Below are 16,079 nucleotides of genomic sequence, written 5' to 3'. Positions count from 1 at the left end.
TATATTGGGGTAAAAATGGTGTGAATAACTACGGATGCGGGCGTGGAGTTGCGTTTTATGTCAGATTACAGGGCGGTAACGACAGACAGCGCTGCCAGGAAGGATAAGGGGACGCACGGGGCGCGCCCCCTTAAATCCGTTTACCGGGAGCAGGGTGAACGGAACATTCGCTGAATCGACGCCAGGCTTTGTATCAACGCCGTGAGCGCACCAGTTGATAATGGCGCGTAATGTATTCCAGCGGTGCGCTCCACATATGCACCAGACGGGTGAACGGGAATAGCAGGAAAAGCGTCATTCCGAGTATCAGATGTGCGCGGAACACATAGGCCACGCCGTCCAGATGCGCCGATGCGCCGCCGTGAAAGGTCACGATGGCCTGCGCCCAGGCGACCAGCTTCAGCATTTCGCTGCCGTCGGTATGCTGCGCCGAGAAGGGAATAGAACTTAATCCCAACAGGCACTGAATCATCAGAAGCGACAGGATCAAAATATCGGCGGTACTGGAGCTTGCGCGCACACGCGGGTTCATCAGGCGACGCCATAGCAGCATCAGCCCGCCGACCAGCGTCAGCACACCGCAAACGCCCCCCAGCCACATCGCCATTTGCTGCTTTACCGGGACAGGCAGGAACGGCTGGTACATCCAGTGTGGAGTGAGCATGCCGAAAAAGTGGCCGAAGAAAATGCCCAGTATCCCGATGTGGAACAGATTCGAGGCAAGGCGAAACCCTTTCTTATCGAGCATCTGGCTGGAGCCTGCCCGCCAGGTGTATTGACCGTAGTCGTAGCGTAGCCAGCTACCGAGCAGAAAAACCGTGCCGCACAGATAAGGGTAGATGTCATAAAAAAAGACGTTGAGATAGTGCATCATTTTTGGCCTCCGGCTGAGAGATCCAGATACTGTGCCACCACCTTCTGGCTGAAGCGGCGCTGGTGTTGTTGCAGCGGTGACGAACTGCATGATGCGCCGCTGTCTTCAATAAACTTCACCTGTTCTTCTTCCCAGACGGCGTCCAGCGCTTTGGGCGTGTCGTCACGGGCCTCTTTGGCGATCTGTTTAGTGACACTGTCACTTGTGAGCGAGCTGCCGGCAAAACGTAGCAGGGTATCGAACAGAATATGCCACGGCGCCTCGCGCTGTTTTAACCGCCCGCCAAGCAGCGCCAGTATCGGCGCCACATCCCGCAACCCCTGCCGCGCTTCTTCCGGGCTGCGGGTGCTGAGGTATTCGAGATACAGCGGCAGGTAATCCGGTAGTTCGCGGCAATCGAGCGCCAGTCCGGCGCGCTCATACTGGGCCATTAAATCCACCATTGCCTGTCCGCGATCGCGTGATTCGGCGTGAACATGTTCGAACAGCAGCAGTGAGGTCGCGCGTCCGCGCTCGAATATCTCGCCCCATTCAGCCTGGCGATCGAGCAGGCGGCCGCTCAGCAACGCGCGGGTAAATGGCAGGAGTTCAGGCGCGTCCTGTTGCGCCAGCTCGATTAACTCATCGCCACTATCCCACAGCGCTTCGTCGGGATACTCGAGCAGCAGGGCGACAGCTTTAAGAATGCGCATTATTCCCCCTCGGCCTTGTCGGTGATTTCCGTAATGTTAATCGCGTCGATACGGCTGCTGTTAAACAGATTGAATTTTGTATCAGAACCATGACAGCCGTCGCCAAAGCTAAAGCCGCAGCCGTTGCGTTCCGGAAAGGCATCGCGCGCCATTTCACGGTGGCTGGTGGGGATAACAAAGCGATCTTCATAGTTGGCGATGGCAAGATAGCGGTACATCTCTTCCACCTGCGCCACGCTCAGCCCCACTTCGTCCAGCGCGCGGGTATCCGTCACGCCTTCCACCGTCTGGGAACGCATATAGTGGCGCATGGCCATCATGCGCTTAAGCGCGCGCAGCACAGGCCCGGTATCGCCGGCACTGAGCATGTTCGCCAGGTATTGCACCGGAATACGCAGATTTTCTACGGCGGGCAGCACGCTGCCGTTGTGCGGCAGGCCGCCGGCGTCAGCCACCGACTGAATCGGCGACAGCGGCGGCACGTACCACACCATCGGCAGGGTGCGGTATTCCGGATGCAGCGGTAGCGCCAGTTTCCAGTCCATCGCCAGTTTGTATACCGGCGATTTTTGTGCGGCGTCGATAACGTTTTGCGTTACGCCATCTTTTAGCGCCTGCTCAATGATTGCCGGATCGTTTGGATCAAGGAAAACATCGAGCTGGCGCGCATAAAGATCTTTCTCGTTTTCGGCGCTGGCGGCCTCTTCAATGCGGTCAGCGTCATAGAGCAGTACGCCAAGGTAGCGAATACGCCCGACGCAGGATTCAGAACATATAGTCGGCTGGCCGGTCTCAATGCGCGGATAACAAAAAATGCACTTCTCGGATTTACCGCTTTTCCAGTTGAAATAGATTTTTTTGTATGGGCAGCCGCTGACGCACATGCGCCAGCCGCGGCATTTGTCCTGGTCAATCAGCACGATGCCGTCTTCTTCGCGCTTATAAATCGCGCCGCTCGGGCAGGTCGCCACGCAGCTTGGATTCAGACAGTGTTCGCACAGGCGCGGCAGGTACATCATGAAGGTATTTTCGAACTGGCCGTACATCTCCTTTTGCATGGCCTCAAAGTTGTAGTCTGCGGCGCGCTTTTCAAATTCACCGCCCAGCAGCTCCTCCCAGTTTGGCCCCCATACCACTTTATCCATACGGCGGCCGCTAATAAGCGAGCGCGGGCGGGCGGTGGGCAGGTGTTTGCCCTCCGGCGCGTTGTGCAGCGTTTTATAGTCATAGGTAAAGGGTTCATAATAATCGTCAATCTGCGGCATCGCCGGGTTGGCGAAGATATTCGCCAGCACGCCAGCCTTGCCGCCAAGCCTGGGCTGTAGCTTGCCGTTAATTTTGCGAATCCAGCCGCCCTGCCATTTTTCCTGATCCTCCCATGCTTTGGGATAGCCAATGCCGGGCTTGGTTTCAACGTTGTTGAACCATGCGTATTCCATCCCTTCGCGTCCGGTCCAGACGTTTTTACAGGTTACAGAGCAGGTATGACAGCCGATGCATTTATCCAGATTTAACACCATGCCGACCTGGGAACGTATTTTCATTTTTTGTTCTCCTGTACCTGGTTGCGGCCTTCATCATCCAGCCAGTCGATATTTTTCATTTTGCGGATGACGATGAACTCATCGCGGTTGGAGCCGACAGTGCCGTAATAGTTGAAGCCGTAGGACAACTGGGCGTAGCCGCCGATCATATGCGTTGGTTTAGGGCAGACGCGCGTTACGGAGTTGTGAATGCCGCCGCGCAGGCCGGTAATTTCGGAACCGGGGATATTCATGATGCGCTCCTGGGCGTGATACATCATGGTCATGCCGGCCGGTACGCGCTGGCTGACTACCGCGCGGGCGGTGAGTGCGCCGTTAGCGTTGAACGCTTCAATCCAGTCGTTATCTTCTATGCCCAAATCTTTCGCATCGACTTCGCTTAACCAGACAATCGGCCCGCCGCGTGACAGGGTCAGCATCAGCAGGTTTTCGCTGTAAGTGGAGTGAATGCCCCATTTCTGGTGCGGCGTGAGAAAGTTCAGCGCTTTTTCCGGGAAACCGTTGGGCTTCACGTTGAGCATTTTCTCCACGCTGCGGGTATCTACCGGCGGGCGGTAGGCGACAAGGCTTTCGCCGAAGGCGCGCATCCAGGCGTGATCCTGATAGAGTTGCTGACGTCCGGAGATGGTGCGCCAGGGGATCAGTTCATGTACGTTGGTATAGCCAGCGTTATAGGAGACGTGCTCATCTTCAAGCCCTGACCAGGTTGGGCTTGAGACAATTTTGCGCGGTTGTGCCAGGATATCGCGAAAGCGTATTTTTTCATCCTCTTTGGGCAACGCCAGATGGGTGTGTTCGCGGCCGGTAAACTCGCCCAACGCCTGCCAGGCTTTTACCGCCACCTGGCCGTTCGTTTCCGGCGCCAGCGTCAGAATAACTTCGCAGGCGTCGAGAGCGGAGTCGATATTGGGTCGCCCTTTAGCCGGACCGTCGGCTTTGCGGTAATTTAGCTGCCCCAGCAGATCCACTTCTTTGTCGGTATTCCAGCTAATGCCCTTGCCGCCGTTGCCAAGTTTATCCAGCAGCGGCCCAAGCGCGGTGAAACGCTCATAGGTTGCCGGGTAATCGCGCGTTACGGCCACAATGTTCGGCGCGGTTTTGCCCGGGATAAGTTCGCACTCCCCCTTGCGCCAGTCCTGTACGTCAAACGGCTGTGCCAGTTCGCCGGGAGAGTCGTGTTGCAGCGGCTGTAAAACAACGTCGGTTTCTTCGCCAAGATGGCCAACGCAGGTCTGCGAAAAGGCCTTCGCGATACCTTTATAGATTTCCCAGTCGCTGCGCGATTCCCAGGCAGGATCGACGGCAGCAGAGAGCGGGTGAATAAACGGATGCATATCCGAAGTATTCATATCGTCTTTTTCATACCAGGTGGCGGTAGGCAGTACAATGTCGGAGAACAGGCAAGTGGTTGACATGCGAAAATCCAGCGTCACCAGCAGATCCAGCTTGCCTTCAATTGCGTCGGTTTGCCATTCCACCTCCTGCGGCTTCACGCCATCAGTGCTCCCTAAATCGTCGCCCTGTATCCCGTTTTGGGTGCCGAGCAAATATTTAAGCATGTACTCATGGCCTTTGCCGGAAGAGCCGAGCAGGTTAGAGCGCCAGACAAACAGATTGCGCGGATGGTTGACGCCAGAGTCTGGCTGCTCGCAGGCAAAGCGGATCTCACCATTCTTTAGCGCTTGCGCAGTATAGGCGGCGGGAGACTGGCCCGCGTCGCTGGCGCGAGCGGCGAGGGTAAGCGGGTTGACGTTTAGCTGCGGCGCGGATGGCAACCAGCCCATACGCTCGGCGCGTACGTTAAAGTCAATCATATGCCCGGTAAAATGGTTGCTGTCGGCAAGTGGAGACAGCAATTCCTGCGCGGTAAGTTTCTCGTAGCGCCACTGGCTGGCATGATTATAAAAAAATGAAGTGCTGTTCATATGACGCGGCGGACGATTCCAGTCCAGCGCGAACGCCAGCGGCAGCCAGCCGGTCTGCGGGCGCAGCTTCTCCTGTCCGACGTAATGCGCCCAACCGCCGCCGCTTTGCCCCACGCAACCGCAGAAGATAAGCATATTGATCATCCCGCGGTAGTTCATATCCATGTGATACCAGTGGTTGACGCCAGCGCCAAGGATAATCATGGAGCGGCCGTGAGTTTTGTTGGCTGTATCGGCAAACTCGCGGGCAATATTTTCTATATGACGGCGCGGCACGCCGGTTATCTGTTCAGCCCAGGCCGGAGTGTAGGCTTTGATATCGTCATAATCAGCGGCGCAGTTTTCATCATTTAACCCGCGATCGACCCCGTAGTTGGCCAGCACCAGATCGTAGACGCAAACCACCAGCGCTTCGCGGCCGTCTGCGAGCGTAAGCCGTTTGGCGGGGAGCGGGTGTTGCGTTACCGGTGACTGCTTCACGCTGCGAAAATGGCTGCTTTCCTGGCCGCCGAAATAGGGAAAACCAACCGTTGCCTGCGTGTCGCTGTTATCAAGCAGACTCAGGCGCAGTTCGGTTTCGTTGCCGGCCGCGAGCGGCTCCAGGTTCCATTTGCCTTTTTCGCCCCAGCGAAAGCCGATGGATCCATTCGGAACCACCAGCTCGCCCTGGCTGTTGAAGGCGACGGTTTTCCATTGCGGGTTATTGGCTTCGCCCAGATTATCGACCAAATCGCTGGCGCGCAGCAGGCGGCCTGGGGCATAGAAACCGCCTTCGCGCGGTTCAAGCAACACCAACATCGGCATGTCGGTATAGCGCTTAGCGTAGTTAATAAAATATTCGCTGGGGTGTTTAACATGAAATTCCGAGAGGATAACGTGGCCCATCGCCATTGCCAGCGCGCTGTCTGTGCCCTGTTTTGGCGCCAGCCACTGATCGCACAGTTTGGCGACCTCCGAGTAGTCCGGGGTAATGGCGATGGTTTTCGTTCCCTTGTAACGCACTTCGGTAAAAAAGTGCGCATCCGGGGTACGAGTCTGTGGCACGTTTGAGCCCCAGGCGATGATATAGCTGGAATTGTACCAGTCGGCGGATTCGGGCACGTCGGTCTGCTCGCCCCAGGTCATCGGTGAAGCCGGCGGCAGGTCGCAGTACCAGTCGTAAAAACTCAGGCAGGTGCCGCCAATCAGCGAAAGATAGCGGGTGCCGGCGGCATAAGAAACCATCGACATAGCCGGAATCGGCGAAAAGCCCGCCACGCGATCGGGGCCGTAGGTTTTAATTGTCCAGACATTAGCGGCGGCAATAAGCTGGTTAAGCTCTTTCCAGTTTGAACGGACAAAACCGCCGCGCCCGCGCGCTTCTTTATAGCTTTTGGCCTTTTGCGGATCGTCAATTATAGAGCCCCATGCCGCGACCGGGTCGTCGTGAGCGGCCAGCGCCTCGCGCCAAAGTTCGATTAACCGCTTTCGCACCATAGGATATTTCAGTCGATTAGCGCTGTAGAGATACCAGGAGTAGCTGGCGCCGCGCGGGCAGCCGCGCGGCTCCTGGTTGGGCAGGTCAGAGCGGGTACGCGGGTAGTCGGTCTGCTGGACTTCCCAGGTCACAAGCCCGTTTTTGACGTAAATCTTCCAACTGCATGAGCCAGTACAGTTGACGCCGTGCGTGGAACGAACCACTTTGTCAAACTGCCAGCGCTGGCGGTAACTGTTTTCCCAGTCGCGATTACTGTGCATGACCTGGCCGTGATCGCCGGAGAAGGCATCGCCTTTTTGCTTAAAATAGCGAAAGCGATCGAGAAGTTTACTCATGGTATATCTCCTGACAGGGAGCTCCCTCCCTGTGGGTTACATTATTAAGCATGTTCCCGCGGTTTCGTTCGCAGCGGAGGTTAAGGTTATTTTGTATTGAGCATACGGCGGCCATACACCAGCCAGGTGATCAGCACGCACACAATGTAGAAGACGAGGAACACTTTCATGGCCCCCGCAGGTGAGCCTGTCATCGCCAGTGAGCTGCCGAATGCTTTGGGAATGAAAAAGCCGCCAATCGCGCCGATGGCGGATATAAAGCCGAGCGCCGCTGCGGTATCGGTGACCGCTTCGCGCTGGGCTTCGGCGTCACTGCCGCCGCGTGCCTTCACGCGCTTGATGGTGAGCTGGCGAAAAATAACTGCAATCATCTGGAAGGTGGAGCCGCTGCCAAGGCCTGCGGTGAAAAATAGCCCCATAAAGACGGCGTAGAATGCGGCAAAGCTGCCGCTTGCGCTGCCCGGCAGGGTCAGAAATAGCAGAGCGCTGAAGATAGCCATAAAAATGAAGTTGATGAGCGTAACGCGCACGCCGCCGAATTTATCAGAAATAATGCCGCCCGCCGAACGCGCCAGGGCGCCGATAAACGGCCCGAAAAAGGCGAGTTTTAGAATGTTAACGTCGGGAAACTGGGTTTTCGCCAGCATGGCGAAACCGGCGGAGAAGCCGATAAAGGAGCCAAAGGTAGCAAGATAAAGGAGGCTTAATAGCCACAAATGCGCCCGCTTAAGCACGGGGAGCTGGTCGGTAATCGAGGCCCTGGAACTGGCGATGTCGTTCATACCAAACCAGGCGGCGATAGTCGCCAGCAACAACAGCGGCGCCCAAACCCAGGCGGCATTTGCCAGCCACAGGGAGCCGCCGTTTTCCTGCGGCGCGCTGCTAACGCCCAGAAAGGCGAACAGCGGAAGCGCAATAACAAACGGCGCCACCAGTTGCATGACGCTGACGCCCAGGTTGCCCAGCCCGCCATTAACGCCCAGGGCGCTACCCTGCCGCTCTTTTGGGAAGAAAAAACTAATGTTGCCCATGCTGGAGGCAAAGTTAGCTCCGGCAAAACCGCACAACAGCGCAATAATAATAAAGACCCAGTAAGGCGTGGCAGGGTTCTGTACTGCAAAACCCAGCCAGACGCAGGGCACAATCAGTATAACCGTACTAAAAACCGTCCAGCGGCGGCCGCCGAAAATAGGCACCATAAAAGAGTAGGGCACGCGCAGTACCGCACCGGAAAGAGCAGGCAGCGCGGTCAACAAAAACAGTTGGTCAGTAGTAAATGCGAAACCTACTTTATCCAGATTTACCGCAACTGCGCTAAATAACATCCAGACGCAGAAAGCCAGTAATAAGCAGGCGACGGAAATGCACAAATTTCGTCGTGCAATGGGTTTTGCTTTATTTTCCCAGAAGGCCGGGTTATCCGGCCGCCAGTCTTTTAACAGATAACGATTATCTCTATTGCCCTGCTGTGACGACATAGTTAGCCTCATATGCTTATTAAAATAACAAATTCAACTGGTTATTTTTATTTTAAAACTACGTTTGATTCATAGGGTTGTAAGATTTATCGCGCTAACGAAACAAAGAATAGATAAAATCTGGCCGTGGTGAGGGAAAGTAGTGAAGAAGTTACCGGGTTAATTGTTACTATTTGTAACAAGAATTGCAATGTTTTGAAACATATTCACAGCGTTTGTACTGATTCATTAGAGGTACGACATTATACCGGGATTACGCTGGAGGTTACGCAAGCTGGCGGGACGTAGGGCGGATGGGGCCGGGGTTGTTCAGGCGCCCGAAATTCGCGCCGTATTCATGAAATACGGCAGGTTTCAAAAATCGGAGAATTAATTCACTTTATGCGCGACTTTTTAAAAAAACTCATACGTGTTTTAAGGCCATTTAAAAATACTTCAAAGCTGGTAACAACATCGTTTAATTGAACTGACGCCAGTCAAAAAATACCCACCAAAAAGAATTATTTTGAATACCGTCCAATAACCCTTTTGGGGTAATCATGGCGTAGCCTGTTATCCTCATTATTAACCAGCTTTTTTGCGTGTTTTATGTGGTTCCTGTTCTGGCGCTACAGGGCCACCCTGTTCTGAGATGCCATACTTCGCCAAAATCTCTTTGCGATCCTCTTCGGATAACGCCTCAAGCACTAAGGCTGTTTGTATGCCGGGCTATCGCTAAAGTCTCGGGCCTGACGGATTTTAAACTGCGCTCGCCTGCTGACGATGTGCTGTATGCCGAAGCGACCGAACTGCTGACCGTGGGCGAAATCACATGGCTGTAGACAACGATATGCAGGTTGATGAACGCGATCGGGCTGAATACCTGACGCCGTATCAGACGGCGTTTTTGCAACTGCTGCCGGTGGGCCGGGCATGGAACAAGGCGCCATCAGGCAAACTGGCCGCGCTGGCCGGTGCGCTGTCTGACTCGCTGAAAACCGCTGACAGCATGGCGACCCAAATGCTGGCGGAGCGGTTTCCGATATCGTCAACGCTGCTGCTGGAGGACTGGGAGCGGTTTCTGGGGCTACCGGATTGCACAAGCGAAACCGGCACGATTAACACCCGCCAGCTTGCGGCGGATAACAAGCTAAAGATGGTGGGTAGCCTGTGCCGTCCGTTCTATGAGGATCTGGCCGCGCAGTATGGCTATGACGTTGAATTAACGGATTCTGACGAAGGCCAGTATACAACCAATGTCAACGTTAAAAACGGTGTCAGTTACCGTAATGCTACGGTGCTGGATAACTGTTTAACGCCACTGCGGGTATATGACTCCGGCGCGCTGGAGTGTCTGCTGGAAAAATATAAACCGGCTCACCAGATTTATAAGTTTATTTATCCCGACGAGGAATAATTATGTTTCACCTGGACAATAACAGCGGCGTTTCGTCAATGCCCGCAGTCGGCGCCATGCAGGACAACACCACGCGCTGGTTTACTGAGGGGGCCGGAAATCAGTCTCCGAGCTGGCCTGGGCAGGACTGGTTTAATATCGTACAGGCCGAGCTATTAAATGTTTTAACGGAAAGCGGAATTACGCCGGTTAAAACGCAGTTTAATCAGTTAGCCGTAGCGATTAAGGCTATTGTCAATAAAAACGCATTATTGCGTGACAACCTGTTATCTGAGATTAAAGCGCTGGGTGTCAATTCCCAGGCTATTGCTCGCATTAATCTTGGATTGGGAACTGCTGCGCTAGCAGATGTGCAGACATCAAAAGATGATGATACATCGGGGCGGTTGCTAAAAGTCGGTTCGGCAATTTCGGTACGAGGTTTGAGTTATGGGCCTGATATTGCAGGCCGTACTGATTTCAATACTGCCCCCTCAAATTCAGTGACATTTGTTTATTCTGGTGCTGCTAATTCCCCTGGGTTGGCGGGTTCGGTAGTGGATTTTTCTGGGTTATCAGGTAATTACAGTATTCAGATTGCTGCGGGCTACACCACAGGAAAAACACTGAAGTTCAGGGCGCGCAATGGGGACACAAAACAATGGAACCCTTGGTATGAGGTTTTTCATACGGGTCGCCCGCCAACGGCTGCTAATGTGGGCGCATTGCCAATAATTGGCGGTTCACTGACAGGGGCGTTGTATGTGGGGACGACGCCTAAAAAATCATCGGCACAGTTCACGGTAAAAACAATTACCGACAGCAATAGCTCAGGGGACGGGCAAACCCATATCGCTTACAATAGTGGTACGGACACTGCCCCCATTTATCATCATTATTTCAGGGGACGGGGCGCGACAAATATTACAACCGAGGCTGGCTGTAACGTTAGCACCACCCTGGCTGTCGGAACAACCATCACGGCAAAAAAAACCATCACACCTGGTGATTACGCCAATTTTGACGCCCGCTATTACACCAGGACGCAGGCTGACGCTCGTTATATCCAGGACATCGATCACACCGCCCCCGTGGAAAAACAGTTTTACGACGGACAACCGTACACGAATACGCACGCCACTGATGGCGCCTATCTCGCGAATATTCGTTTCGTTGGCGGCATGTCGAATGTGGGATGGTTCATCATTCGTTATACGCGAAAAAAAATTAACGGCACGTGGTACACGCTGTCCTGATCCAGGAGAAACGAATAATGCAACAATTCAGTAAATTTTCTGTTTACGTGCCAGAAGATGCTGACCGGCTCGCACTGGTTGAGCAATATGGCGTCATGTTTCTAAAAAATGCCGATGGTCTGGACTGGTACGATTGTCGTCGTGCGTTTGCGGCTGATACGCTCAAAATAGGGTATGACGATGATGGGCGTATCGCGACGTTTACGAGAGATGTAGATGCATTGATGCCTGTTGATTTGCTTGTGGCTGAGGTTCCTGCAACAGACGAAAATATGCGTATAGCACTGGGAGAGGACTGGTTTTATATCGATGGACATTTGACACAGAATATCAATTATATCGCCCGGGCAGAGACCAAAAAATCACAGTTGTTGACGGCTGCTGCTGCGGCTATCGCGCCACTACAGGATGCTGTTGAACTCGGTATTGCCACAGACGAAGAAATAGCGTTACTGGTTGCATGGAAAAAATGCCGGGTACTATTGAACCGCATTGACACAAGCGCCGCCCCAAATATTGACTGGCCCGAAATGCCTGAATAAAGCAGCAACGCCGATTCATCAGGTGTAGTAAACCCCGCCAACCGCTCATCAACCCGAATGACGGGCGTCGGGGTGTTGAGCAGGTAACCGGAAGGGTATGGGGTTCAACAGGATGTGGCTGCGCGTTCCCGCCATTTTGAGTCGAGGGAGAGCGGTTACGCGCTGAAGGGGATAAAGCAGCTACATCCTTCCGTTCAGTGGGTACACCCTTCACGCATGCACGCTTCGGGCGTGCCGGTGTATCACAGGGAAGATTTATGAGCCGGACGGCGAGTGGTATCAGTAAACAGTAATAAATACCGTGTATCGCTCTGGCGAGCGTGAGCGGTAACGAAGGGATAATCGTGAGCATACGACGATGCGTAAGCGTAAGTAGTTGGAGATACGTCAGATTTATTACCAGACGAGCCAGAAAGGGACAAAACACGAAGTTGTTTCACATTCAACCCAGCCCGAAGCCTGTGTCGTTCAGTTAAAATGCGAAAAATCAGCCTGTCGCATCTTTTTTGAATCGCGTTCGCGTTTTTTGTGAACCGCTACAGCGTGACCGTAGAAATAAACATATTTGTATAGCGCCTATAAAAGCGCGCTTTTAGATAAAGCGCGACGGAGGGGAGAGTGACGTCATGTTTATTCGAACTGATAGCTAACCGTTGCGCCAATACCGTAGTGACGCCCCGGCGCTGGTTCGTAATAACGGCCGTTGCCTTCATTGACAATGACTGAACCGGCGTAGATTTTATCGAACAGATTATCGATGTGGCTAAAGAGATCGAACGTCCAGGCCTTGTGCAGCCATTTATAACCGGTATTTAGCCCAGCGGTAGTGTAGGAAGGCGCGCGGGCGGTGTTGGCGTCGTTGGCCTCGACGCTGCCGGTATAGCGTAGGCTGGCGCCGGCGTACCAGCCTGCTTCAGGCACCCAGGCTAGCGAGACAAATCCCATGCTGCGGGCGATGCCAGGGATACGCTTGCCGTTGCAGTCGCCGCGTTGGCAGACATTGCTGCGCCAGATGGCATCAAGCCTGGTCCAGGCAAGCGTTACCTGACCGTTATCGGCAAAGCGCTGTTCAAGACCCAGCTCCACGCCGCGGCGACGGGTTACTCCAGCGTTTTTATAGGTGCTACGCCCGCCGATGTTTCTGCTGACCACAATGTCATTATCCGTGTCGGTCTGGAACAGGGCGGCAGTGAACAGCCCGTTGCCGATGCGGGATTTACTGCCGATCTCCCAGGTAGTGCTGTCAGACGGCTTCAGGGCGGTATTCAGACCGCTTGTACCGTCGTCACGATAAGAGAGCTCGTTAAAGGTCGGGGTTTCAAAACCACGCCCGCCGGTTACGTAGAGGTTCCAGGCATCAGTTGCGGCATACTTCAGTGCGCCGGCTGGCAGCCATGCGCGATAATGAACCGCGCCGCTGTCATCGCCGTTGCCGGGCGTAATATAGTGATCGTTAGAATCAAACCGAATAGCGCTGTAGCGCGCCCCGGCATCAAATGTCAACGTTCTGGCGAGCTGCCAGGACGTTTGCAGATACGGGTCGAGGTTCCATATCAGATTTCGTTCATTGCGGCGCAGCTTCCCTTTCTTGCCAAACGTCGGGACCGTATCGTTGCTGATATAATTCTCGTAGCCTTCACGTTTTTCATTCAACGTTTCGACATCCAGCCCGCCCGTCACGCTGACCGGCACGCCGAGTTCCCCGCGGTGCGTCCAGCGCGCATCAATGCCCTGGTAACGGCGCGCCAGCGAGATAACGCCGCCGGCATGTCCGGGATTGCGCTGAGGCGCCTGGGGAATAGATTGATACTGCGTGGTTGCGCGCTGGCCGACCCATGTCGATAAACTGAAATCATCGCGTTTGCTTATCTGGCGGTCATAACGCAGACCCATCTGCCTCTGCCCGATAGTTTTGCGGGTATTGTACTTTGCAGCGCGCGGCGCCTGTCGGGAGGCTGCGCGCCATTCCTGATAACCAAGACCGCCTGGATCGGCGGCGGCGATATCGACGCTATTGAGAATCAGCGTCAGCTTAGCGGCGTTATCCAGCTTTATGCCCAGCCTTGCATTACCGAGATTTTTTCTGGCGCTGCTGCGCTCGCGAAATCCGTGCGTGGTAAAGCGGCTGGCAGAAAGGGTGTAGTTCATATCGCCTGCCTGCGTGCCGTCTCCAGTAGCGCCGCTGGCTTTCGCTTCGTTGCGCCAGGAGCCAAAGCTGCCATACCACGTGCCGGCCTCCAGCGAGTTGGGTTGGCGACCGGCCTGTGTTTTCACATCAATAATGCCGCCGGAAGCATTGCCGTATAGCGCAGAGAACGGACCTCGCAGCACGCTTATGGCGTCCGCGCTGTTGATATCAATATTTGAGGTCTGCCCCTGGCCGTCAGGCATGGTAGCCGGGATGCCGTCAACGTACAGGCGAATGCCGCGCACGCCGTAAGTTGAGCGCGCGCCAAAACCACGTATTGATAGCTGTAAATCCTGAGCGTAATTCTGGCGGTTTTGCACCTGAAGGCCCGGTATCCCGTGCAGGCTTTCGGAAAGATTGACGCGTGGTGTGGCGCGGCGCATGTCGTCGCCGTAGACAACGTTTACTGCCGCTGGCATATCAAGCACTGGTAGGGCGGCCTGCGGCGCGGCGCTGACAACCAGCGTTTCCTGTGCGCCAGCGATAAACGGCAGAAGCAGAGGGGAAATAAGTAGGGTAAACCGCGCGCAGGGCGATGAAGTGGTTTTTTTCATAGCTGGCCGGTAAGGCAAAGGATATTGTTTAAGTGTAGGGAATATCATAGACAATACTGCGGCATTAATGAGAACTTTTTATTATCGGGATGACTCCGAAAGGCGTGTATAAGCGCTTTATAATTAATATTGCGTCATGGTTATTTGTCTGTATTTTATTTGCGATTTAATTTAAATATAGACAGCGTATTTGTGCTGTGTACTATGAGTGAGTCGGGGGATATATTGATTTTTATATTTTCCCTGCCTGTAAATTTAAATTAACGTTATAAGGAATGTCACAGATGAGAGAACTAAACTCTGTAGAAGTAAATGCTGTTTCTGGCGCGGGCTTTATTGCTGATATCGGGGCAGTATTGGGCGAAGGTATCGGCAAATTTATTGATGCCGCTACGGGCAAAACGGGGAATGCGACTGCTGGACTGAATGCGGGGCAACATATTGGCGAAACCATAGAAAAAGCGCTTTCGCCTATTTGCTCTATTTGGGCCAGCATATTTGGCACAAGAAAATAATGAGCTAAGGTTTAAATCACTGCCCAATAATTATCCTGTAGACGCTAAGTTATACCCGTTGAGAGACTGTATTTAACTGAACGGAAAGGTAATTCAACAGCGTGATTTAAAGTCAGTAGCTTGTTTCAGAGCCGAGTCGGCTTTAATTGATTGATTTTAGCTGAAGGCCATTTTAAATTATGGCGGCAGGTTTTATCAGCAATTGCGTCAGTAAAGCCTGCCGTCATTAACTAAGGCCAGGTGCTGTCGTCGGTTAATACTGTGAGTTAGCTTTGCTTTTTTACCAGGCGATACCGGCATAGTTCCTGTTCAACTTGACTTTTTGATAATGTTTTCACCAGTCTGTTTGTTGGTCTGTGTATTCGCTAAAATGCCAGGCGCCGTGCCAGCATACCAGAAACATTGCCCCCGATCGGCCGGTAAAGCAGGCGGTACGATTTGCCGCCGGCCGCTGGAACCTGATAAGCCTGTAGCACAGGGCATTTTGGTTTTATGTTTAGCCAGAGGGTAACCCTGGCAGACTGGAGAAGGTTGAATCTTCGGCGCGCAAAGGCAGGTTAAGAATTAAGCAAAATTTTTATCTTTACGATACGGTGAAAGGTGAATAAAGAGCGGAAGAGAATTTTTCCTGCGCTTTAGTTTCCATTCGTATTTTTTTGATTATTTATCTGAACTATAGACAGCAAAATTTCGCCGTGTAACATATACAGGGCAAGGCAATATTCCGATGGAATTGTCTGCTTTGTCCGTCTAAACTAAATTTATAGGGAATTACAAAAATGAGAGAATTGAACTCTGTAGAAGTTAATGCCGTTTCTGGTGCTGGTTATATCACTGATATCGGTGCTGCTCTGGGCGAAAGCATCGGTAAAATCGTTGAAGTTGCTACCGGCAAAACCGGTTCTTCTTCTATCGGTCAGCAGATGGGCCAGAGCATCGGCGCAATCGTAGAAAATGCGATCAGCACCATTTCTTCTATTTTCGGCAACCTGTTCGGCCGTAAGTAATAAGAAAGTAATCTTTCCTCTGTTATTATCTTAATTTGTTTTAGGATTTTTCGAATTTCATTCGGAGATAATCCGAAAATAAAGGTAATATAAGGACAGATAGTGTGTCACTTAACTTTTTCTGGTGCGCTTACGCTGAATGTTGATTCATGCACGAGCCGTTTGTTTTGTGGCATAAAAAGATAAAAGGGCGCGGCGTAAGCAGCGCCCTTTTTGTATATAGAAAACCCCCAGCTAGGCTGCTGAGGGATCCCCATAAATCAGCGCTAATAAACCAACACCATACTTCGGTAAGTTCTGGCGAGGTGGTCAAGAAT

At 53.1% G+C, this 16,079-nt stretch carries 12 protein-coding genes; 6 read left to right on the top strand and 6 right to left on the bottom strand.

Translation table 11 applies throughout. The features are described 5' to 3' along the window. Positions 1 to 193: 193 nt before the first annotated feature. The 5 genes from narI to narU form a co-directional block, all read right to left on the bottom strand. The gene (gene narI, locus JJB97_RS09440) at positions 194 to 874 is read right to left on the bottom strand and encodes a respiratory nitrate reductase subunit gamma (RefSeq protein WP_238713776.1); all 681 of its coding nucleotides are present in this window, start codon (positions 872 to 874) and stop codon (positions 194 to 196) included. Beyond that, a complete protein-coding gene (narJ, locus tag JJB97_RS09435) occupies positions 871 to 1,566 on the bottom strand; it encodes a nitrate reductase molybdenum cofactor assembly chaperone (RefSeq protein ID WP_238713775.1) in 696 nt (231 codons plus the stop codon). The genes narI and narJ overlap by 4 nt, the downstream gene beginning before the upstream one ends. Further along, the gene (narH, locus tag JJB97_RS09430) at positions 1,566 to 3,110 is read right to left on the bottom strand and encodes a nitrate reductase subunit beta (RefSeq protein WP_238713774.1); all 1,545 of its coding nucleotides are present in this window, start codon (positions 3,108 to 3,110) and stop codon (positions 1,566 to 1,568) included. The genes narJ and narH overlap by 1 nt, the downstream gene beginning before the upstream one ends. Next, positions 3,107 to 6,847 (bottom strand): nitrate reductase subunit alpha, encoded by a 3,741-nt coding sequence (locus tag JJB97_RS09425; protein ID WP_238713773.1) that lies wholly within the window; start codon positions 6,845 to 6,847, stop codon positions 3,107 to 3,109. Before JJB97_RS09425 ends, narH begins: the two co-directional genes overlap by 4 nt. An 86-nt stretch (positions 6,848 to 6,933) precedes the next feature. After that, positions 6,934 to 8,325, bottom strand: coding sequence for a nitrate/nitrite transporter NarU (narU, locus tag JJB97_RS09420; RefSeq protein ID WP_238713772.1), 1,392 nt, complete (start codon positions 8,323 to 8,325; stop codon positions 6,934 to 6,936). 581 nt (positions 8,326 to 8,906) lie between these two features. Between narU and JJB97_RS09415 the strand changes: the two genes are divergently transcribed. From JJB97_RS09415 to JJB97_RS09400, 4 genes are read left to right on the top strand one after another with little or no spacing between them, the layout of a single operon-like run. Continuing rightward, on the top strand, positions 8,907 to 9,146 hold the full coding sequence (locus tag JJB97_RS09415) for a hypothetical protein (RefSeq protein ID WP_238713771.1): 240 nt from the start codon (positions 8,907 to 8,909) through the stop codon (positions 9,144 to 9,146). Further along, positions 9,137 to 9,721, top strand: coding sequence for a YmfQ family protein (locus JJB97_RS09410; RefSeq protein WP_238713770.1), 585 nt, complete (start codon positions 9,137 to 9,139; stop codon positions 9,719 to 9,721). The genes JJB97_RS09415 and JJB97_RS09410 overlap by 10 nt, the downstream gene beginning before the upstream one ends. 2 nt (positions 9,722 to 9,723) lie before the next feature. Further along, a complete protein-coding gene (locus JJB97_RS09405; protein WP_238713769.1) occupies positions 9,724 to 10,956 on the top strand; it encodes a hypothetical protein in 1,233 nt (410 codons plus the stop codon). 17 nt (positions 10,957 to 10,973) lie between these two features. After that, entirely contained in the window at positions 10,974 to 11,498 is a 525-nt protein-coding gene (locus JJB97_RS09400; RefSeq protein WP_317978177.1) for a tail fiber assembly protein, read from the top strand. Between the two features lie 630 nt (positions 11,499 to 12,128). Here JJB97_RS09400 and pqqU read toward each other — a convergent pair. Then, positions 12,129 to 14,240: a TonB-dependent receptor PqqU gene (pqqU, locus tag JJB97_RS09395; protein ID WP_238713768.1), complete on the bottom strand. Its 2,112-nt coding sequence runs from the start codon at positions 14,238 to 14,240 to the stop codon at positions 12,129 to 12,131. Positions 14,241 to 14,524: 284 nt separating this feature from the next. Between pqqU and JJB97_RS09390 the strand changes: the two genes are divergently transcribed. Together JJB97_RS09390 and JJB97_RS09385 are read left to right on the top strand one after the other, a co-directional pair. Beyond that, positions 14,525 to 14,755 carry a hypothetical protein gene (locus JJB97_RS09390; protein WP_238713767.1) on the top strand — a complete coding sequence of 77 codons (231 nt, stop codon included), beginning with the start codon at positions 14,525 to 14,527 and terminating at the stop codon, positions 14,753 to 14,755. 779 nt (positions 14,756 to 15,534) lie between these two features. After that, on the top strand, positions 15,535 to 15,762 hold the full coding sequence (locus JJB97_RS09385; RefSeq protein WP_238713766.1) for a hypothetical protein: 228 nt from the start codon (positions 15,535 to 15,537) through the stop codon (positions 15,760 to 15,762). Positions 15,763 to 16,079 lie beyond the last annotated feature (317 nt).

It is taken from the genome of Tenebrionibacter intestinalis, assembly GCF_016632365.1.
Taxonomy (GTDB): Bacteria; Pseudomonadota; Gammaproteobacteria; order Enterobacterales; family Enterobacteriaceae; genus Tenebrionibacter; species Tenebrionibacter intestinalis.
The sequence above is the reverse complement of the archived record's forward strand: the minus strand, read 5'-3'. Positions and strand labels throughout refer to the sequence as shown.